21 protein-coding genes, 1 pseudogene and 1 other annotated feature are annotated in these 21,369 nt (G+C 32.9%); of the genes and pseudogenes, 12 read left to right on the forward strand and 10 right to left on the reverse strand.

Translation table 11 applies throughout. From position 1 onward, the window contains the following. Positions 1-232 precede the first annotated feature (232 nt). Positions 233-484, forward strand: a binding site (T-box leader). Positions 485-539: 55 nt separating this feature from the next. Further along, entirely contained in the window at positions 540-1,649 is a 1,110-nt protein-coding gene (locus ACSVI6_RS07865) for a 5-methyltetrahydropteroyltriglutamate--homocysteine S-methyltransferase (RefSeq protein ID WP_491720259.1), read from the forward strand. 110 nt (positions 1,650-1,759) lie between these two features. On the opposite strand, the gene ACSVI6_RS07870 is transcribed toward ACSVI6_RS07865, so the two are convergent. Further along, positions 1,760-2,353 (reverse strand): hypothetical protein, encoded by a 594-nt coding sequence (locus tag ACSVI6_RS07870; RefSeq protein WP_491717587.1) that lies wholly within the window; start codon positions 2,351-2,353, stop codon positions 1,760-1,762. 341 nt (positions 2,354-2,694) lie between these two features. Beyond that, positions 2,695-3,267, reverse strand: a complete 573-nt coding sequence (locus ACSVI6_RS07875) for a CAP domain-containing protein (RefSeq protein ID WP_491717588.1) — start codon at positions 3,265-3,267, stop codon at positions 2,695-2,697. A 229-nt stretch (positions 3,268-3,496) separates the two neighbouring features. Between ACSVI6_RS07875 and ACSVI6_RS07880 the strand changes: the two genes are divergently transcribed. Then, positions 3,497-4,270: an acetoin reductase gene (locus tag ACSVI6_RS07880; RefSeq protein WP_491717589.1), complete on the forward strand. Its 774-nt coding sequence runs from the start codon at positions 3,497-3,499 to the stop codon at positions 4,268-4,270. 114 nt (positions 4,271-4,384) lie between these two features. Here the strand turns inward: ACSVI6_RS07880 and ACSVI6_RS07885 are convergent, their stop codons facing one another. Further along, on the reverse strand, positions 4,385-4,945 hold the full coding sequence (locus ACSVI6_RS07885; RefSeq protein ID WP_491721051.1) for a hypothetical protein: 561 nt from the start codon (positions 4,943-4,945) through the stop codon (positions 4,385-4,387). A gap of 487 nt (positions 4,946-5,432) precedes the next feature. Here ACSVI6_RS07885 and ACSVI6_RS07890 point away from each other — a divergent pair, with 487 nt between their 5' ends. Beyond that, the gene (locus ACSVI6_RS07890; protein ID WP_491721052.1) at positions 5,433-6,443 is read left to right on the forward strand and encodes an alpha/beta hydrolase fold domain-containing protein; all 1,011 of its coding nucleotides are present in this window, start codon (positions 5,433-5,435) and stop codon (positions 6,441-6,443) included. Positions 6,444-7,009: 566 nt separating this feature from the next. Further along, a pseudogene (locus ACSVI6_RS07895) lies at positions 7,010-7,156 on the forward strand (helix-turn-helix domain-containing protein); the annotation flags it as partial. Between the two features lie 118 nt (positions 7,157-7,274). Here ACSVI6_RS07895 and ACSVI6_RS07900 read toward each other — a convergent pair. After that, positions 7,275-7,763 carry a type III toxin-antitoxin system ToxN/AbiQ family toxin gene (locus ACSVI6_RS07900; protein ID WP_491721053.1) on the reverse strand — a complete coding sequence of 163 codons (489 nt, stop codon included), beginning with the start codon at positions 7,761-7,763 and terminating at the stop codon, positions 7,275-7,277. Positions 7,764-8,327: 564 nt separating this feature from the next. Between ACSVI6_RS07900 and ACSVI6_RS07905 the strand changes: the two genes are divergently transcribed. The 5 genes from ACSVI6_RS07905 to ACSVI6_RS07925 all read left to right on the forward strand — a co-directional run bounded on the left by ACSVI6_RS07905 (position 8,328) and on the right by ACSVI6_RS07925 (position 12,629). Next, the gene (locus tag ACSVI6_RS07905; protein WP_491721054.1) at positions 8,328-9,080 is read left to right on the forward strand and encodes a hypothetical protein; all 753 of its coding nucleotides are present in this window, start codon (positions 8,328-8,330) and stop codon (positions 9,078-9,080) included. A gap of 124 nt (positions 9,081-9,204) precedes the next feature. Continuing rightward, on the forward strand, positions 9,205-9,390 hold the full coding sequence (locus ACSVI6_RS07910; protein WP_491717598.1) for a hypothetical protein: 186 nt from the start codon (positions 9,205-9,207) through the stop codon (positions 9,388-9,390). Positions 9,391-10,103: 713 nt separating this feature from the next. Further along, the gene (locus tag ACSVI6_RS07915; RefSeq protein ID WP_491721055.1) at positions 10,104-10,694 is read left to right on the forward strand and encodes a TMEM175 family protein; all 591 of its coding nucleotides are present in this window, start codon (positions 10,104-10,106) and stop codon (positions 10,692-10,694) included. Positions 10,695-11,079: 385 nt separating this feature from the next. Next, the gene (locus ACSVI6_RS07920; RefSeq protein ID WP_491717600.1) at positions 11,080-11,706 is read left to right on the forward strand and encodes an Lreu_0056 family protein; all 627 of its coding nucleotides are present in this window, start codon (positions 11,080-11,082) and stop codon (positions 11,704-11,706) included. A 410-nt stretch (positions 11,707-12,116) separates the two neighbouring features. Next, on the forward strand, positions 12,117-12,629 hold the full coding sequence (locus ACSVI6_RS07925) for a hypothetical protein (RefSeq protein ID WP_491721056.1): 513 nt from the start codon (positions 12,117-12,119) through the stop codon (positions 12,627-12,629). 105 nt (positions 12,630-12,734) lie between these two features. Here the strand turns inward: ACSVI6_RS07925 and ACSVI6_RS07930 are convergent, their stop codons facing one another. Further along, positions 12,735-13,481 (reverse strand): hypothetical protein, encoded by a 747-nt coding sequence (locus tag ACSVI6_RS07930; protein ID WP_491721057.1) that lies wholly within the window; start codon positions 13,479-13,481, stop codon positions 12,735-12,737. Between the two features lie 259 nt (positions 13,482-13,740). On the opposite strand from ACSVI6_RS07930, the gene ACSVI6_RS07935 reads away from it, so the two are divergent. Then, positions 13,741-14,370 carry an Lreu_0056 family protein gene (locus ACSVI6_RS07935; RefSeq protein WP_491717603.1) on the forward strand — a complete coding sequence of 210 codons (630 nt, stop codon included), beginning with the start codon at positions 13,741-13,743 and terminating at the stop codon, positions 14,368-14,370. Between the two features lie 46 nt (positions 14,371-14,416). On the opposite strand, the gene ACSVI6_RS07940 is transcribed toward ACSVI6_RS07935, so the two are convergent. Further along, the gene (locus ACSVI6_RS07940) at positions 14,417-14,956 is read right to left on the reverse strand and encodes a hypothetical protein (protein ID WP_491717604.1); all 540 of its coding nucleotides are present in this window, start codon (positions 14,954-14,956) and stop codon (positions 14,417-14,419) included. A 138-nt stretch (positions 14,957-15,094) separates the two neighbouring features. On the opposite strand from ACSVI6_RS07940, the gene ACSVI6_RS07945 reads away from it, so the two are divergent. After that, a complete protein-coding gene (locus tag ACSVI6_RS07945) occupies positions 15,095-15,583 on the forward strand; it encodes a DDE-type integrase/transposase/recombinase (RefSeq protein WP_491721058.1) in 489 nt (162 codons plus the stop codon). 12 nt (positions 15,584-15,595) lie between these two features. Here the strand turns inward: ACSVI6_RS07945 and ACSVI6_RS07950 are convergent, their stop codons facing one another. The 4 genes from ACSVI6_RS07950 to ACSVI6_RS07965 all read right to left on the reverse strand — a co-directional run bounded on the left by ACSVI6_RS07950 (position 15,596) and on the right by ACSVI6_RS07965 (position 20,070). Continuing rightward, the gene (locus ACSVI6_RS07950; protein WP_491721059.1) at positions 15,596-15,862 is read right to left on the reverse strand and encodes a hypothetical protein; all 267 of its coding nucleotides are present in this window, start codon (positions 15,860-15,862) and stop codon (positions 15,596-15,598) included. Between the two features lie 207 nt (positions 15,863-16,069). Then, on the reverse strand, positions 16,070-17,272 hold the full coding sequence (locus ACSVI6_RS07955) for an MFS transporter (protein WP_491721060.1): 1,203 nt from the start codon (positions 17,270-17,272) through the stop codon (positions 16,070-16,072). A gap of 156 nt (positions 17,273-17,428) precedes the next feature. After that, the gene (locus ACSVI6_RS07960) at positions 17,429-18,625 is read right to left on the reverse strand and encodes an aminotransferase-like domain-containing protein (RefSeq protein WP_491721061.1); all 1,197 of its coding nucleotides are present in this window, start codon (positions 18,623-18,625) and stop codon (positions 17,429-17,431) included. Positions 18,626-19,140: 515 nt separating this feature from the next. Next, positions 19,141-20,070, reverse strand: coding sequence for an NADP-dependent oxidoreductase (locus ACSVI6_RS07965; RefSeq protein WP_491721062.1), 930 nt, complete (start codon positions 20,068-20,070; stop codon positions 19,141-19,143). Between the two features lie 509 nt (positions 20,071-20,579). On the opposite strand from ACSVI6_RS07965, the gene ACSVI6_RS07970 reads away from it, so the two are divergent. Beyond that, positions 20,580-20,903, forward strand: a complete 324-nt coding sequence (locus tag ACSVI6_RS07970) for a hypothetical protein (RefSeq protein WP_491721063.1) — start codon at positions 20,580-20,582, stop codon at positions 20,901-20,903. Positions 20,904-21,369 lie beyond the last annotated feature (466 nt).

Consider the following 21,369-nt stretch of genomic DNA (forward strand, 5'->3'; position numbering starts at 1 on the left):
TAAATAAAAAAGACTATTGTTTCACATTAAATTTAAAGATTTAAGATTTTATTTTTAGTTCAATCAATTAAAAATTAAATGCTGCAGATGGATTTTTCTTTGGTGTATCATCTCAACTATTATCGGTGCTGATCGTAATAGCTATTTTGTCCGCGATTTATACTTAATCGTTTTTGCTAATTAATTGACACTATTTATTGAAGGTGTTAAGATGATGCCAAACTTAAATATGAACGAAGCAATGAAAAGATAAGTAAAACGAAAGTGGTCTTAAGAGAGCTAGCGTTATGGTGTGAGCTAGTGGCTAATTTAGTTTGAAAATGGTCTTAGAGCGGAATTTGGTTGAGCGTAATGTTAAATCAAATTGGGATGGACTCCATTAACCTAGTCCAAGTATAGCTGGTCTGTAGGCCTGCGTACTTCAGAGGTGTATGGTGTGAGCCATGCATGAACAAAGGTGGCACCGCGATAAATCGTCCTTGGGATATTAATTTAATATTTCAAGGATTTTTTTGTTTAAAAATAAGGAGTGGATAATAATGACAAAGGCAGTTAAGTTTCCAAATCGTTACGATATCGTTGGTAGTTTTCTAAGACCTGAAGCTTTAAAGAAGGCTCGTGCACAATTTAGTAATCGAGAAATCAGTCATGATGAATTAACAGCGGTCGAAAACCGTGAAATCAAGGATTTGGTTCAAAAAGAAATTAATGCGGGTCTAAAGGATGTTACCGATGGTGAGTTTAGAAGAAGTTGGTGGCATTTGGATTTCTTTGATGGCTTAAATGGAAGTCATTTTTATACTCCAGAACATGGCTATCGGTTCAATGGTGAAGAAACGCGTAAGGGCGGAATTAAGATCAGCGATAAGATCACATACAACCCTAACCATCCCTTCTTTGCGGGCTTCGAATTTTTGAACTCAATCGTTCCAGATGGCATCACCGCTAAACAAACGATTCCCAGTCCATCGGTTTTCTTCCCTAACAAGGAAGCTGGGATCGATGATGAATATTACGACGGTAACTTGGATGCATTTCTAGCTGATGAGATTGAAGCATACAAGCAAACCGTCCAAAAGTTTTATGACCTTGGCTGCCGCTACCTTCAAATTGATGATACTTCTTGGGGGATGTGGGCTAGCTTTTCAAAGGATACGATCTTACCAGAATTAAAGCCGCTTTGTGAAGCAGCGGTCAAGGCAATCAATGCGATTGCTGATAGTAAGCCTGATGACTTAGTATTAACGATGCACGTCTGTCGGGGAAACTATGATTCACACTGGGCTGGTGCTGGAGCTTATGATCCAGTTGCTGATTATCTAGCACAATTACACATTGATGGTTATTTCTTGGAATATGATGATGAACGCTCTGGTGGGTTCAAGCCGCTCAAACCGATTGCTGAAAATGGTCGTGATCAACGGGTGGTCTTAGGACTGGTTACTAGTAAACGGCCAGAACTAGAATCGTTTGACACCCTTGATGAACGGGTACATGATGCTAGTCAATATTATCCATTCGATGACCTCTGCTTATCGGCTCAATGTGGATTCGCTTCAACTGAAGAGGGGAATCGGTTAACTGAACAGGATCAATGGAATAAGATCAAGTTAGTTGTTGATACCGCGAAAAAAATTTGGCAGGATTAAAATAAAAACGGCTCCATATTTGGCAATGGTAAAATTGCTAAACAGGGGCCGTTTTTTTATAGTTGATTTAACGATTAGCTGATTAGTGTAATCGAGACTACAAATTAAAATTAACTGAAGGATTGGTTTAAACGTTTGATTATTTCCTGATAGGTGATTGGATCTGGGTTCTTATTGAAGTCCATACTGATGATTTGTTTCTTATCGTAAAGGAGGTTGGATTTTTTAACATATAATATTGCTTTAATGGACTTTATTGCATTGTTTATCTTTAAGATTTCAGGATTATTGTCGTATCGTTTATAATCATTAATTCTTTGATCATAACCGTAGTTGGGGGATTCTTCCATTGACTTGATAGTGATACTTAAGTCTTTATGCGTAGTAACCTTTTGGTGGTATGCAAAGACTGAGGTTGCCGAAACTGCATCACTCTTACCAGCTCTTAGTCCTGGAATAACGCTGATCTGCTCTAAAACATAGTTCCAGATTTTATTATTATCTAAATGATTGTCATTTATAGTATAGTCATCGGAAATGTCAGAATAAAAAACCTTTGCATCAGGATTTTTCTTAGCATTCTTATCAATTAAAGCAAGGGCCTTTAGAAAACTTAACTTATCCTCTAGAGTAGCGTTCATCTTAAAGATGTTTCTCTGCAACTTAGCTGCGTATAATTTTTCCATTCCTTTACTTCCCTTCAATTATTAATTTGTGTTGCAATTGCTAATAAGCGAATCGAACGCTTTTTATTCCACCAGAATTAGCTAATGAGATGTAAAAAACCAGATAATCAATTTAGAGTATCTGGTTACTGGATAGTTTCAACAACGTTAATTTTTATTTTTAAGCAAATACAATTTAATTATATCGCTAATAAAAATCAAATTCAACTTTTTTGTTTAAAAGAAAAGGACTGTCCTCCGATTGAGTATCGGAGCCAGTCCAATTTATTCACACTAAGATCAGATTATAACTTTTATTTTGATATTAGGAGACAAAACAAGTGGAGTTAGGGAAGGTCCCTAACTCCACTTGTTTTGTTTTATTTAGCTATTACATAGACAATACTTTCATGTGGATACTTACTGTTGTTAGAGTTATATCCATAAGCAAATCCAACCCCAGCTTTTTTAAAGTTCTTAGTAATAAAATTGTTATATTTTTTGCTGTTCTTTTTATAGAATAAATAGTCTTGCAAATATCCAACAGTCTTATTAGCATTTAAACGCTTAGTACTCCAAGTTCTAGCAATGAAAATGCTTTTACCGAATTTCTTAGCAAAATCTTTTCCCAAAATTTTGGTTAAGGCTTTATCATCAAGATGTCTGTTTTTACCGGCAAAAATATATTTTTGCATCTTATTGGCCTGTGTTTGGGCTTCTTTGCTCAATGTTTTATCATATGTCATTTGGTGTTGCTTAGGGAATTTCAGGTACTTAATTTGGTTGGCATCATTCACAACCATCTGTTTCAAAAGTTCTGAGTAGTCTTTTTCCACATGTTCAACATGCTTTGCTGCAGAAACACTTGTATTGTTTGTATATGTAAATCCGAATAAAGTACCGCTAGCTAAAATAGCTGAAGTTAACAAAATTTTGATATTAGATTTTTTCATATTATCACCTCAAATATGATTTTACATTATATACTAAAATAAAAGCAAATTTTATATCTTTTGGATATATTTAAATAATTTTGTAAGATAATATTTAAATCTAAATCATCATATAATAAGGACTTTAAGGATTACTTAACATCAGTCCATAATGTTTGAAAATCAGTTGACCTAGTTATAAAATTATTGTGAAATAATTAACAATTTAACTAACGGAGGACTGACATTCATGGATAAACAAGTTGCTTTAGTAACAGGTGCGGGTCAAGGAATTGGAAAGGCAATTGCCGTTCAACTAAGTAAGGACGGATTTGCCGTTTCGCTGACTGGTCGGCATTTGGATAAGGTGCAAGCAGTTGCTGATGAAATTAACGCTGATGGTGGCCAAGCAATCGCCATTAAATCAGATGTACAATCAAAAGAAGAAGTTGAAAAAGCGGTGCAAGAAACGGTCGATCAACTAGGCCAATTAAATGTATACGTAAATAATGCAGGGATTGCTTCTGTTGACTCAGTAGAAGAAACTACCGAATCAGAAATGCGTCGGTTGTTAGACATTAACGTAATGGGGGCATTATTTGGGATTCAAGCTGCTGCTGATCAATTCAAGAAGCAGGGGACTCCAGGTAAGATTATTAACGCCTCCTCAATTGCAGGTCACGAAGGCTTCCCAATGCTCGGTGGCTACTCAGCAACTAAGTTTGCAGTGCGGGGGTTGACCCAAGCGGCTGCTAAGGAACTTGCTAAGGACAAAATCACCGTTAATGCTTATTGTCCAGGAATCGTATTAACGCCAATGTGGGATGAAATCGATGCTAAGATGACTGACTTAGATGGACGGCCAAAGGGAGCTGCCCTTAAGGATGCAATCAATGGAATTGCCCTTGGTCGCGGTGAAGAACCAGTTGATGTATCTAACTTGGTATCATTCTTGGCCAGTGATAAGGCAGATTACATTACCGGACAAGCAATTATTGTCGATGGTGGAATTCAGTTCTTATAGGATTTAAATAAAAACGTCTCTGTAATAGCAACTTTTAGTTGCGAATTTGGAGGCGTTTTTTTGTGTTTTCAATTAAAATATTACGAGGAAAATAATTTATTAATATATTTATAGTTAATCATAAATAAATCCTGAGTACTTTTTATTAGCTAACTTTTTAGCTAGATTCTCAGATCTATATGCATGCGACGAAGCGAAACCAGCACCGCCAGCCCTTGATAAAATCCAATTTCCCTGAATTTTTGAAATATTGTAGAATGTTCCAGTTCCAGCGCTTTGATTCCAACCGTAAGTATAAAGCCATCTTTTTCTTAGTTTATCAGATGGCATATTGTACCAGCCATGAGAATATACCCAGTTTGGATGGTATGAGGATTTATCAGTGTGTTTATAAAATTTATGAAGCTGGGTAACATATGGTTTTTTGTTTTCTGAAAAGCCTTTTGTATTTAAATAATCATATATTTTATCCTTAGTTATAACTATCTTTTCATAAGATGGTTGGGAAGGATAATATGTATACCAAGTGCCGCGGATTGATTTAGGATAAGTAGAAATATATTCAAGGTTAGCTTTTTTTGATGCAGCCACATTGATGTGATGGCCTTCTCCTAAATATAATGCTGAGAATAAGGTAAGTGGTAGTGCTAATTTGGCAATTAATTTTTTATTCATGATATTATGACCCCCTTAATTTAAACAAATAGTATTTGTTTTACTAGTGATATTATTTGAACTTAGGCATATCCATTTTCATTTTGATAGCCGAATTTGTTATGTCAAAATTTATACTAATATAATTATAGTATAAAAAAATCATAAAATCTATTACCAACTGTATGTTAAGAGTAAGATGTTGATTAAGTAAATGTTATACTCTTAAATTCATTAATACCATAAAGTTATAAAATTATGTTATGGGACACCCATCTGTCAACCTTCTAATAAATATGGTCATTGTTTCACTAGTTAATAATGTTATTAAAAATAAAAATTCGAACACGATTTATTTTCGAAATCAGATTAATAATCATTACATTATTTATAAATTTTAACTTTAATTCCCACCTTTCGCCTCTTTGTAAATTATCATTAGTGAATAATGTTATCTAGTAGTCGTTCATTATTTAGATGCTTAATTTCAGTGGAGGTTTAAATTATTTTGAAAAAAGAATTTAATGTTGGAGATACCTCAGTTTTAGCTAATTACATTACCGACCTTTTGCCTAAGCAATCAGCAGGAGTTGGTGGTGGCCTTGGAATGGGTGATTTTGATTTACAAAACATTCACCGTAAGTTTTTAAATATTTCCTATGGTAATAAATCACAATCAGAAACTTTAAATATTTACCTTCCAAATACTACTTCTAATCAATATCCAGTAATATTCGCAATTCACGGTGGTGGTTTTAAATTCGGTAATAATACTGCAAGTGACTTAAAATCACAAATGAGTGCCTTAAATTACGGATTTGTAGTTGTTACAGTTAACTATCGACTTTCTGGTGAAGCGACTTTTCCATCAGCTATTAATGATGTTAAAGCGGCCATTCGTTTAGTTAGAAAAGATGCTGCTAAGTATGGACTGGACCCTAACCGATTTATTTTATGGGGAGATTCCTCCGGTGCTAATTTAGCAGCTTTAGCTGGCGCTACAGGTGGTAGTGATCAACTGTATGATTCAGAACTAGGTTATCTAGACATCTCGGATAAGGTTAGTGCAGTAATTGATTATTACGGACCAATTGACTTCGGTAATATATCTAGTGAGTTTAAATCACTAGGGATAACGCCAATGATGAATATTGAAGATGAAAATTCATTTGAAAGTCTTTACCTAGGAGCTCCAATAAATGGTGAGTCTTCGTTAGTTAAGCAGTCAAACCCAGTTAGCTATTTAAAAGCGAATGATTCTACTAAGTACTTCATTATTGCTGGGGACTCCGATGTAAACGTTCCATATCTTCAGTCAATCAATTTTGCAGCTGAGTTAGATTGTAAAGTAGGAGAGGAAAGTTTTTCACTGAACTTAATCAAGGGAGCCACTCACGGAAGCTATCAATTTGAGAGTGCTGAAGCTTTGAGTTTGGTTTATCAATTTATCCAAAATAAAGTTGGTTGGAAGGTTAAATCAATTAATAAGGATGATCGTGATTATATTTTAATCAATTAAGGTGAATTTCTTCAATTTGCCAAATTAACTAATTCATATAATTATCTGGACTAATTTTATTTATATTTAAATCCATTATTTCCTATTTCAATCTTACGGATTTAACAGTGACTTAATATAATTAAAATTTATTATCATAAAATCATGCTTGTAGTTTTTCGAGGAGTAACTCGGACTTATCTAACCTATCTAATAAAGCGACTAGATGTTTGACTGTGCTATCTAAAAGTACCTTAAGTCCTACGATACTTATCGTTTCCAACAAGATTTTTATAAACGGGGCTGTGATATACCCCCCTGTTTATTTGTTAGGACTTATGTCACAGACCCTCGATTTAAATTGAATATCGATTTTTTTTAACGCCATTTGGATTTGTTTAACGGTTTTTTTCTTGTTGTGCTTGGGATGGGACTAAGCGTTGTTGGCTTATTTTTGCAAGTCAGCTTTAGTGGGGACTGATCCTATGATAATAATATAGACCATTTTTATGGTGTTCCCTTTTGAGCTTAATTATTATTAAAAGGAGCTTTTTATTATGCCAAAATCATATTAAAAAGAATTCAGAGATTCAATTATTTCACTATCAAAGCAAGGCCATAGTATTAAATCATTAGCTAAAGAATACGATGTTTCAGCTAACACGATCAGTCGTTGGTTGAAACAGAGTTCCACTATTAATGTTGATGGCAAGCAAATTTCCTATGAAAAATAAGTTCAAATGGAAAAGGAATTAGCTCAAGTTCAGGAGGAATTAGAAATTTTAAAACGAGCTGCGATGTTACTTGGAAAGCGTTAACCGTTAAAGCAGCCCCAAGCTTTACCAATTATGATTAATCAAAAGAATGATAGTACGTTTCCAACTTATCAAAGTCACAACAGTATTTCAACATGGCTTGATGTGAGTTCGGTTGATCACAAACAAAACGATGTAACAATTTGGCGGACTTAACAATGTCTTTCTTACGAGTTAAACACGAAAAATATTCATTATTCAATAATTCTTGATATTTTAAGTCTAAAACATCTTTAATTATTAATGACTTACAAAATTTCAAAGGCACTGGTACCATGTTATTTAAATTTAAAACAGCCAATAATTTATTTTTTCGCATTAATTTAATAAAACTGATATTTTCGCGCATTCGATTGTGCTTTGGCTTTGGTGATGATAATGGAACGAAATAATTAACCTTTTTAATATTTAAAATAACACCAAGATATGGTTTATCATGAGCACCGTGGTGATATTCAACTCTTGAATCAATTTTATGTAAATTTTTTATATATTTAGCATCAACATAATACAAATCTAAGTCCATTATCAATTTCTCCCTTTTATAATAAAAAAAACACCTTGGTAAACCCCACCAAAGCGTTTTTCAAATCAACCAATATAACGGTAGCGAAGCACCGACTTTTAAGTCTCACAGTTTACGGTCGTGAAGTACCGACTTTTAAATCTCACAGTTTACGGTCGTGAAGCACCGACTTTTAAATCTCGCATTTATTGGCTTTTTAATTATCATTATTTACAAAAATTATATCAAAAAAGCATTCAATTGTCAACAGAATAATACTCCTATGTCAATAACTTGGACTAAATCCACGTAATCTTTAAAGAGCCGTCTTTATGACAATGCATTGATTGAAAATTTTCATTGAATTCTGAAACGAAAATGGGGATTTAACCAAAAATTTAGTTCGTTCGCGTATGTAAAATTATCAATTAGTAGATATACTGAAAGATTCAATCACGAACGAATTAGCTATTACGAGATAGCACAGATACAATTTAGTTAAAATTGTTTTGTTCGAGCCCTTGACATAGGCTCACTTATTACTATTTAATTATATTTAATTAATAGAAAGTAGGAAAAATAATCATGCCATTAATAACAGTAATCATCATTTTAATCATTAGCTTTATCGGTTTTAAATACTTGCAAAAGCGACAAAACCAACACACTAAAGTCATTGAATCATCAAACCAAGAAATTATTGAAAACAAAACAAATGATTATCCTCAAATTAATTCAATTTCAACTTATCAAAAATCACAACCCCGTCAAATATATCATTATCAGCCAAATGCCATGCATTCTAATCCAGAATCAAATCGATCTAATTTATTCAAATGGATGTTGATTGGTGGAGTTGGGGGATACGCTGTCAGCAAATTATTCGATCAGGATAACAATCATAACAATAATGATCAAAAATTTAATCAACATGACCCTGATGATAATCAATACGACCATAACGTTGATGGTTATAATAATGATGATCAATACGACCATAACCTTGATGGCTATAATGATGATGAATACGATTCTAACCATGATGATTATAATAATGATGATCAATACGACCATAACCTTGATGGTTATAATGATGATCAATACGATTCTAACCATGATGATTACAATGACGATCAATACGACTATAACATTGATGGTTATAATAATGATGAATACGATTCTAACCATGATGATTATAATAATGATGAATACGATTCTAACCACGATGATTACAATGATGATCAATATGACCATAACCTTGATGATTATAATGATGATCAATACGACTATAATAATGACGATTATAGTAATGATACTTACAGCGATAACAACTGGTAATCTAACTAAAATTTAGTAATTTAAATATCGCTTCGATTGCGAGTTGATTCAAACATTGCTCCTTTGATTAAATCTCGGACGAAATTTTTAAATCCGATATAATTTAACCATAGGAGCTTTTTCTATGTTTAGAAAATATACAAAAGAATTTAATAGGTTAATAATCAAAATGATTAGAGACGGAGATAACGTTCACAATCTTTTGGATGAATACATTCCCAAATATCAAACTATTCTTCGATGGTATCGTGAAGCTAAAGGAGTTATAAATCCTAATGAACATGACATCAAAAAGTTACAAAAAAATTAATGGCTTTAAAACGGGAAAATAATATTTTAAAATCAGTCGCGATAATTTTTGCCAAGCGTTAAATTATTAATAACGTTCATCTAAAACTATGTTAAGAATCCGAACAAAAATTTTAAATAAATCAAATCTGAGTTATCTCACGATAGTATATCAACATTGATTTAATCTGATTAAAATAATTATAACTATAATATAAAAATAAAAGTGTAAGGATAGCGATAAATATCATTACACTTTTACTATTAAGTAGTTATTTTTGAAATAAATTTTCAAACAACCAAACTTGATGATAATGTTAACGTACACCTAAACGGACATATTATAAAAATTAGTTATCCTATTATTATATTTGTGAGATAACGTTATCCAGTATAGGATAATTGACATAATAGTATTTTTAACATATTATTTAACCATAAAAATTACATAACTATTAACTTTAAATTATAATTTTTAATTTTATTAATACTTATTTTTTCAATAATTATCACCGCAGCTTTTAAAATATCACGTTCCTATTTGACTTGTGATAATTTCTTTTTAAGAGCTCTAAATTCAGTATTTGTGATTTTATCATCTTCACAATGCTAGTTTTGAACATCTTTTTTAATCATTAGATAAATTAAAAATTTCTATCTTAAATAATAGTTAACAGTATCGTAGGCTTTTCTGTGCCATTATTTAGTCATAGGAGCAAAGATTGGAGAGTTAAAATGAATAAATCTCGTTTTGAAGCTTTTTCTGATGCTATTATTGCCATAATCGTTACGATCATGGTCCTAGAAATCAAAACCCCATCATCACCAAAACTAATTTCTATTGTTGATCAAGCGCCTTATTTTTTAGCGTATATTGCTAGCTTTATCTCTATTGGTACTGCTTGGTACGATAACCATTACATGATTTCTATAACTAAACGCATTACTAAAAAAATTTACTGGTTAAATAATCTGTGGTTATTTTCAATGTCACTTTTACCATTAGCAACTAGTTGGGTCGGAAAATTCATTGATTATTCAGGTCCTGAAATATTTTATTTATTGATTTTCAACTTTTGGAGTTTGACATTTAATATCCTAAGCACCAATATAGCTAAGGAACTGGAGGCTGAAAATGGCCATCCCGAAAAAATTTATAAAATGAGAACTTATAAATACTTAAAAAGTAAAATGTACTACCCGCTTAATTTATTAATATTAATTGCCACTCTCTTCTTTCCACCTACAACAATAATATATGCATTATTAAGTGTACTATTTAGTGCCCTTAAAACAAATAAGGATAGTGATCATATTTTCGATTAGATAATGACTCTGATTAGTCTTTAGGTAGACCAAAATAAACTAATCTAATTATTACAAATGATTAGATGAAGAGACCCTTTAAATTTGACAGAAAATGAATATAAGATCGATTCATTGAGGTAATATTTTAATTAAGGTCCATAATAATAAAAAAATTCTATTTGGAGATGCTGCAGGGGGGTGATGCTGAAGGGATGTTATTGGAAGCGTTTTATAAAAAGCTAGGTAAAAATACATACCAACTAAAATCAGTCAAAAACGCCAAAGAATATCTTTACTGGAACTATATCTTACAGATCCTTTAAGATAAGTTAATCCTAAAGACGTTAACAATTTTATTATTTTTTTATTTTTTCGATTGATAATTATAATGGAGGAATTCAAGATGAAAAGAAATTTGATCTTAAGTGGGACTGTGTTGTTATTAAGTTCCTTGTTGTTAGTGGGTTGTGGCAATAGTAGTCAGGGAAAGGGGGCTACTAGTTCATCGAGTGGTTCCACTAGTACTTCCAGTTCTTCTGTTAGTTCTAGTAGCACTGCTACCAGTAGTGTTACCTCATCTGCTGCTAGTAGCTCAGCATCAGCTAGTTCAAATAATGATAAATATAGTAACATCAGTGACAAGGTAATTGGAACCATGGTTAATTTATTGTGGGAACCAGATTCGTTTAAGAGTAGCGTTAAAGATGGCGTTCTTTACTATGGGGTTGAAAGTAATAATGCAAAATCTGGGAGTATTGCCGGATATAGCTACATCACTTCAAATGGTGATCCAATGTCATATATTTACTATAAACGGGATGGCAACTTAGTTACATATAAATATTGGGTAAGTGGCCAAACTGTTGCAGATGGGCACTCTGTGACTAAGACAGTTACAGTTGATCAGTTGGTTCAAGACTATTACGTTAATCAAGGGCAAAAGGATGAGGTTAATGGTTATGCGAACGAATTGAAATCGGAAGCTGATCATGAAAAACAAATCCAGGAAAGCATTAATAATTCGAATTAAACATAAAAAATCCAGTCAAATTAAAATATTGGCTGGATTTTTAGTTTTGATCAAGTGTGCTGTGAAATGACAACTGAGCTAGTATTTCAAAAAAGTTTGAATGCATAGAAATAATCGCCAGTATTGATCAGCATGTAATTTTTTACAACAATGAGATAACCAACATGCCCTGGCGGCTTTTAACGCCTGTTTGGATTTGTTTTTGTTTTGTGTAAAAATTAGTGCTAAAATTTAATTGTCATTATATTGATCGGTAGTGAATAAGTTGAAAAAATATAATAAATTATTAAAATACTAACGGTTATTGGTTCCTTAACACCGTTTACTTTAGCGGAACCGTTTAATAATGATCGTGTAGGATATCAACATGTGGTAAGCTAGTTTTATTTATAAACTTAGGGGGATGTAAAATGAAATTTAAATCAATTATATTAACAACTGTTTCAACGTTAGCATTATTTGCTACTGTAGAGGGGGTACATAGTTTAACTGCTAATGCAGACACTTGGCATAATGGCCAACCTAATGCGGTAGTTGGCAAATGGGTAGGAAACCTCCAAAAAGATACTGATCATTCATCTGGATATGCTTATTATAAAGCTGTGATTTGGACCAAGAAGAACACCAAAAATAATGGAATCAATCCTGTATACTATCTTTATAATAAGAATAAAAAATTTATTCAAAGTAGTTCTTATACTGGTGGTTTTTGGAATGCTAAGTATAAGAAAGTCGGAAGTAGCACCTACTACTTAAAGTCTGGGTACAATAGTAATATCAAGAGTTATCCAAATAGTTATAAAATTATTATGCACGGTAGTAACCATTTATCATTATGGACTAATGATGGTAGTCGATACAAATATAAAGGCTATTTAACCAAGGTTAATAAATTGCCGATTAAACTTTCGTACTTCATTTAGCAATAAAAATTAATTGCTTATAAAAATCAAAAATCCAGTCAAATTAATTTGACTGGATTTTTTGATAACAGTTTTAGCTAACGTTTGCTTATTGAATTTCGATAACTATTTAATTGACTTCGAATGTGATTTAAATAACTTTGGTGTAATCTTATAGGAAGGGATTGATGTTAATACTTTACCGTAATTGGTTCCATCCGATGGAATTAGTTTAGCTACTGTCGCTTCATGCATTTGATCGATTAATAGTTGACCATCCGATGATATTGATTTTCCAGCTTTTTTAAGAGCTAATAATTTTTTTACATACTGACGAACTGTATGAATTTGGTTTAGCTCTTTAGCTGTTGATTTATTTCTAATATCAAATGAAAATTCAACAATTTGGACTGGTTTTAAATTCGGATTTTCATTATTTTTAGGTGCATAGTTAAAGATATCAACAATTCCACTCATCATAGCACCCTCTGGAATAGATGGATACTCCTGTATTGTTCTGGTATTGCCATTAGAATAAACATCATAATGTGCAAGCTCTTTGTAGGGTTCTTTATTTATTAAAAGATATTCGTTCCAACCTGTTAGTTCATAAACATCATTATTGATAGGTTGTAAATAACCAGGTCCTTTATCAGACTCATTATCTTTACCCCCATAAAAACTAAAATAAGGAGCAGCGCTAGAGTCCAACTCATCCATTGGAAGTGCATACTCACCAGCGGTATAAAGTTCATTATACTTCAAATTGAAATTGTATGCCTTAGCAACATTAGAATTGTAAAATTCTGATATTGCTATACCAGATGCCGTTAAAGTAATTAAAGTTAATATTTTAATTATAAATTTATTCAACTATAAGACTTCTTCCTATGTAATTTTAATTAACTTTATTATATTACTATTAGTTTTTTTTAACAATTAAAATTATAAATAAGGACTGCATGATCTAATTTGCAGGATGAAGTTTATTACTGCATTACCACCTATAATTATTTCGTTATATGGTTAGCATATAAAAGAATTGAAAAAATAATGATTTTTTTGGATATTGGTATCATTTTGTAATATCATAACTATTGAAATATTAAATATTTTAGTGGGGGCATTACATATGAAACGAAATTTGATTATGAGTGGAACGGTTTTACTATTAAGTTCATTGTTATTAGTTGGTTGTGGTAATAAGGGGAGCCAGGGAAAGGCTGCCAGTTCAGCTAGCAGTTCTACCAGTACCGCTAGCTCGTCTGCTAGCAATAGTAGTAGCGTGGCCACCAGCAGTGTTACTTCTTCTGCTGATAGTAGCACGGCTTCATCCAGTTCTAGTAATAACAAATACAGTAATATCAGCGATAAGGTAATTGGAACCATGGTTAATTTATTGTGGGAACCTGATTCATTTAAGGATGGTGTGAAGGAAGGCGTTCTATATTATGGGGTTACTAGTAATAGTTCAAAAGCTGGTGACCTTGCTGGATATAGTTACATAACTTCGAATGGGGATCCGATGTCATACATTGACTATAAACGGGACGGCAACTTAGTTACCTATAAGTATTGGGTAATTGGCAAAACTGTTGCGGATGGGCACACGGTAACTAAGACGGTTACAGTTGATCGATTAGTTCAAGATTATTACGTTAACCAAGATCAAAAAGATGAGGTTAATGGGTATGCAAATGAATTGAAACCAGAAGCTGATTATGAAAAACAGGTTGATGCTAACTTGAAGAAATCGAATTAAACGCAAAAAATCCAGTCAAATTAAAATTTGACCGGATTTTTTTAAATTATTGTAAATCGGCTAATGCCTTCTGTGCCTTAGTTAACCGCTGGGTTACTTGTTTAATTTGTTTCTTACTAGCTTTGTTTTTCTTTAACTGCTTTAATTGTTTTCGATATTTTCTAACTAGTGATGCTTCTTTTTCAATTTTCTTATAATTAGGATTGGACTTTAAATCATCTACAGGTTTATTTTTACTAAGGTCTAATTGATTAACTGCATATAGTGTTTTACTCTTATTCTCATTTGAGTCATAGTTTTGATACCAGTAATTACCATCTGAATCAACGTTAAAACCAGTATTTTTACTTTGATCAGATTCATTTCTTGGGGCAGCATCATTGACTTGTTTAATAACCTGAGCGGGAGTGCCTAATTTAGTATTGTTAAAGTATATGTATCCGTATCCCTTTTCAGATGGGTATGATGGTGTGGTCATTTGTGGAAAACCTGCTGTACCTGCATGAACAGTCTTATTTGGAGAGAAGGTAACACCAAAAATAATCATTGCAATGAACATTGTTAAACATAAATATATTTTTTTCATTTTAACAACTCCTATTATATAGATTATCGTTATTTTATTTAATTATTTATAGTTTGTCAATTGATATTATTATTATAAATTTAATTATTTTTTCATGGGCATGATTTATATTGAATAAAAAATCATCATAAACCAACCATGCATAACGATTATGAACAAAGATCCAACTTAGTTAATAAGGATTGGCACACCGCATGGTGTGCAGATATGACTTATATTCCATTAACTAATCATAGATGGGTCTATTTAGCTAGTGTTTATAACCCCAATAACCATCAGGTTTTAGCTCATCAAGTGGGAAGTGAAATGACAGCAGAATTAGTGACCAAAAAGATGCAAGCAGCAGTTAAGAACGCTGATAAACCCGTTTTCTTACACAGTGATATGGGTAGTAATTACACTAGTGATCAATTCGAAAAATTATTAAATAAGTTGAATATTAAGCATTCTTACTCATTGAAGGGGCATCCTTACGATAATACCTATATTGAGAATTTTTATTCAATGCTGGAACGGAAACTTGTTTTTCAAACAAAGTTTGAAAGTATCGAAGAAGTAATCGCCAGTATTGATTGGTATGTAAGGTGGTACAACAATGAAAGAATTAGCTTGGTAAAAACTACATAAAATTAGTCCAAGTTATTGACATAGGAGCATAATGATCAATACGATTCTAACCACGATGATTACAATGATGATCAATACGACCATAACCACGATGATTACAATGATGATCAATACAACCATAACCACGATGATTACAATGATGATCAATACGACCATAACCATGATGATTACAATGATGATCAATACGACCATAACCATGATGATCAATATGACCATAACCATGATAATTATAATGATGATGAATACAGTTCTAACAACGATGATTACAATTATGATCAATACAACTATAACAATGATGATTATAGTAATGATACCTACAGCGATAGCAACTGGTAATCTAACTCAAACTTAGTAATTTAAATATCTATTCGATTACGATTCGAACGTTGCTCCTTTGATTAAAATTATATCATTACTTACAATGATATAATCGATTAATAGGATTTTCTACTCATAAAAAGCTATGACTTCATCAGCCATAGCTTTTTATATTCTCTTCCAATCAAATAAAATTAATCCTAATACTAAAAGAATAAAAATTAATACGAAATCCATCTGAGCTGACCAAGTCACCCACTGGTTAAACGGACCCGCTAAAAGACTCCCTAATGCTAATCCAAGAACTGGGAATAATTCACCCTTTCCACGTGCAGATTGACGTTCTTCAGATGAATACGATTTAGTTAACAGTGCACTTCCAGAAGCATAACTAAAGCTCCAAAAAACTCCAATCAAAAGCAAAGTCAACATTACTTTCACATGTGTAATATCGAAGGCACTGACGAGTGCTGCAATCATTCCAATTCCAAATGCAAATAAAATTTGAACCTTGGTTGAAATGTACTTAGCCATGAATAACAGCATGATAACAGGTAAATACATTCCAATCATATGTAATTGCATCCCCATCATTCGTTGTTCCGGAGAACTTTGCAGGACATTCTTCATAAAAATGGGGGCTCCAGACATAATCAAAGCCATTGAAAAACAGCTACACAGACAGATTAAACCACCGTTTCTAAATGAAGCTCTTTTTAACAATGCTAAAAAGCTAACTCTCTTCTGAAAACCGCTATCATCCTTTGATGCTGTTGACGAATCAGTTAGCGTCTGATTTACTTCTCGACTTGGTAAACAGATATTGATCAGCATCGCACACAGCCCTAAAAAGCCAACTAGTAGATAAGCACCTGAATAAATTGGGAGCATAGCTTGACTTGTCCAGGTAGCAAGCATTGGTCCTATAATGGCTGCAACTACCCCAGCAGATAAAATTAAAGAAATGCTGCGAATTTCATTTCCGTGTGAAACGTCGGATGCAACATAACGATAGTAGTTAGCAATCGCCTGATAAATTCCAACACAGGAGGTTCCGATACAGAGGAATAGAAATGAGTGGGCGGTAACGCTGTACCAAGATGACATTCCACCTAAGGCAGCAATCAATCCACCGACAACGAATAATGTTTTGATACCAATTTTGGATGCTAATTTTGGAATCCATGGCGCCACGATTACGCTTAAAATTGAAATCAATGCCATTGGCACCGTTGCATAAAGTTTATTAGGTGCCAATTCGATTCCAACTAAAGCTGTAATGGTCATATCCACACTCATTGCGGATAAGTAAAACGCTTGTGAACACATCAGCAGACCAATTATTTTTTTATAACTTTTAGCTATTTTCATAGAGCACCGTCCCTTATTTTTGCATATTCATTCGCATAGTATAGAAAATCACCAGATAATAAATTTGCCATAATACCAATCCTTTTATGCATATTTAATAATAATTAGATATTAGTTTAAATCAATGAATTACACAGTTATATTGTAACTAATAAATTATTTCGGTGTTGCTTTCATAAATTCATTTAATGCATCACAAAGTCGATCGATTGCAACTTTAATTGTCTTTGAATCTGCATTTGAAAAGTTCAAACGAAAAGTTCCTTGAGTAACTTTACCTGGATAGAACGGTGCACCAGGAACAAAGGCAACGTGATGTTTAATACATTCTTTAAATAAATCAACGGTGTTAACCGATTCAGGAGCCTTGACCCATAAGAACATCCCACCTTCAGGATTACTATGAGTAACACCCTTGGGTGCCTTTTCATCCAGTTCCTTCATCATTGTTTCGGCACGTTTCTTATAAAGAGCACAAATTTGATCCACGTGTTTTTGAATGTCATTTTCAGCTAAATATCTGGAAACAACATATTGAGATAAATTATCAGAATGTAAATCAGTTGATTGCTTCATTGGAACTAAACGTTTTATAAAAGCAGGGTCAGCAACAATCCATCCTAATCTTAAGCCAGGAACTAAGAATTTTGAAAAACTACTTTGATAAATAACGTTTCCAGTATGATCAAAATGCTTAATTGGATATTGGTCTTTGCCAGAATATCTTACTTTTCCATAAGGATCATCTTCTAAAACCACAATGTTACGTTCAGCCAGCATTTTTTCCATTTCTTCTCTTCTAGCGTTTGGCATAGTGCGTCCAGTGGGATTTTGAAAGTTAGGAATCGTATATAATAATTTGGCATCTGGATGCTCATCCAATGCCTTTTTTAATGCATCCATTCGCATACCATGTTCATCCATGTCTACTCCGAACAATTTAGCACCATAACTCCTCAAAACATCTAAGGTACATAAATATGTTGGCTTTTCAACTAAAACGGTATCGCCAGGATTAACCAATAATTTACCAACTAAATCGATTGATTGTTCAGATCCAGTCGTAATAACAACATCATCAGCGCTACATTCAATGCCGCGTTTTCTAGTCATCTCAGCTACTTGTTCCCTTAATTTTTCATAACCAGCAGCCATACCGTATTGTAATGCGGTCTTTCCGTCATTATCGAAAACTTCATCGGCTGCCTTTTTCAGCTCATTAACAGGAAATAAGTCGGGGGAAGGAAGTCCGCCGGCTAATGAGATAACCTTTGGATCAACAGCTGCTTTTAAGATACTGCCTACTGCATCGTCATCATTTTGTGGAACACGCTTCGAAAAATTAAATTTCATTATAAAACCTCCTAAATTACGTATGAATTAAATAAATAATAATATTATGATTAAAAAAAATCAATATTTTATTAATTTTTTTTAATTTAATTCATTGATTTAGATATTTATTTTTTACACAACGATCAAATCAATTTATGAACGATAAATCAGTTGAAGCAGTTAGAAACAATAAAGAATTTATTCTAAGACTAAAAGATAGTAGTTGCGACAAATACTGTAGCCTTTGTTATATTCCAAAAAAGATAATATGCTCCTATGTCGAGAAAATATACAAAATAATTTAAAGAATCAATTATCAAAATAAAGAGAGACGGAGCTAACGCTCGCAATCTTTTGGATTAATAATTATAGAGGGTCTCTCCCAATGATTTTTCAGCATGGTTATTATTCATAATATCTAAATAATTGTCACCATCTAATTTTAAAAATAAAAGAGAAGTGAGCTGTCAAAATAGCTCATTTCTCTCTTTTGGTATTTTTTCGAATTAGTTATCTTACAAATTAATTGCTAGTTAAAATGTAATTACGATTTTACCCGTTGCATGTCCGGATTCGCTTTCTTCAAACGCCTTTTTAACATTGTCTAAGTTAAAATCATATTGCTTTGAAATTACTACCTTAATTTTATTATCAGCAATTTGTTCTGCAATCGTCCTTAATTGATCAGGCTTAACTTCAGTTTGAATGAAGGATCCGCTAATTGATAGATTCTTACAAGTATCTGGGTCAGGAACTCCACTGGTAGAAACAATTGCACCACCAGCATTAACCAATGAGTAGCTATTTGCCAACGTCTTTCCACCAATCAGATCTAGAATCTTGTTGAATTTATCGACGCCCTTAAATGCATTATCCTCATGATAATCAATTACTTCATCAACGCCTAAGCTCTTCATAAACTTATTGTGGCTAGGACTAGCAGTTACAGTTACATTGGCACCAGCATTTTTGGCGAATTGAATTGCAAACATCCCAACTGCTCCGGCTCCACCTTGAATCAGTAACCGTTCGCCAGATTGAAGGTCAAGCTTATCAAATAGTGCTTGGTAAGCAGTTAAACCTGCCACTGGAATCGTGGCGCCATCTTCAAATGATACTGCGTCGGGAAGAGCAGCGGTCAAACTATCTTCAGTAACCGTTTCTTCTTGAAGCGTTCCCTTGTAATTGTTAACGAATGAAACCACTCGATCACCAGGTTTGAACTTAGTAACAGCTGAACCAACTGATTTAACCACCCCAGTTACATCGATTCCTGGCGTAGCTGGAAATTGTAAGGACATCATCTTTTGCATGTAACCCATCATCAGCTTCCAATCCATTGGATTGACGCTGACTGCCCTGGTTTCAATAACGACTTCATGTTCATTAGGGCTGGGGGTATCCTTGTCTGCTAATTTTAAAACTGAATTATTACCATATTCACTATATTCAATTGCTTTCATTGTTAATTCCACCCTTATCCTGATATTTACTAACTAAATGCTAGTAGGCTCATGAATTAAAGTCAATTAAATGAACTTAACTAGTTGATCATAGATGAACCCATAGAAGTGCGTTTTAAACATATATTGACAACGAGTTAAATCGTTATGAACTATATTAATTTATAGAGCGAATTGGCCCGCATCTAAAAAGTGAAATTATGCATGGACATATTCTATTAAATCATCTGTTTCCTTATCAACTTCAGCAATTAAAATATTAATTTAAGAAAAAGTTTGTTATTCATTGTTGCAGGATTATCACTGATGGTGGGATGGATGAATACCCACTCAGTAGCTGCTAGTGATGATGAAACATCTTTTGGTGAACACATCAGTACATACCCAAAACGGATGCAGGGAAATTGGTATAACTATGTTAAGGGGGAAATTGGATTACAAGGTATCAGATCACTAAGAATAAGATCTATATTTACGATAGCAAGACCAAGCGACGGGTATATACGATGTTGAAACCGTATAACGCTGATGAAATTAACAATCTGTCTAAACATGATGTAAAGGTTGCGGATAAAAAGAATTGGGAATATGCTGAACTAGCTAAAAATCGTTCGATAACCCGTAATCGGGCTAGTGAGTTAGTTGTTGGTCGATTTTTATGGAAGAAGGAATATAATCCATATGCTGTTTACACCTATAACCACCTGGAAGGGCATGCTGTTTTAAGCGCAATATCATTTGATGGTTACTACGTTACAGATCAATGCTACCGGACGCCTAAGTTGGCTAAACAATTGACAAATAAGGAGTATAAGGGGTTTAACTATTTTTAGGATGGTTTTAAAAATAATATGAATGCATTATAATAATTGGCAAAACTGAATATTTTTGTGAATTGCTCCTATGATTAAATTCAGGATAAAGTTTTTAAATCCGGTATTATTTAATCATAGGATCTTTTTATATATCGATAAAATATACAAAAGAATTTAAAGATTCAATTATCAAAGTGAAGAGAGACCGAGCTAAAGCTCGCAATCTTTCTGATTCATAGTGATATTTGTAATCGATATACTAGTCAGCTATTTGAAGTTACCTTAGACTTATAGGGGATACGTCATTCCCACTATATTAAAGGTTTAAATTACGACAATGCATTGATTGAAAACTTTCATTCAATGTTGAAACAAGAATTGGCACAGGCTCATTAATTATTTTTTTACTTTACATTTATTCTAAAAATAAACTAATGTTGTATATACCATTGAAAAGACCCCCATATGCTGAATATTTTTATCC

This window comes from Nicoliella sp. ESL1106 (assembly GCF_058509965.1).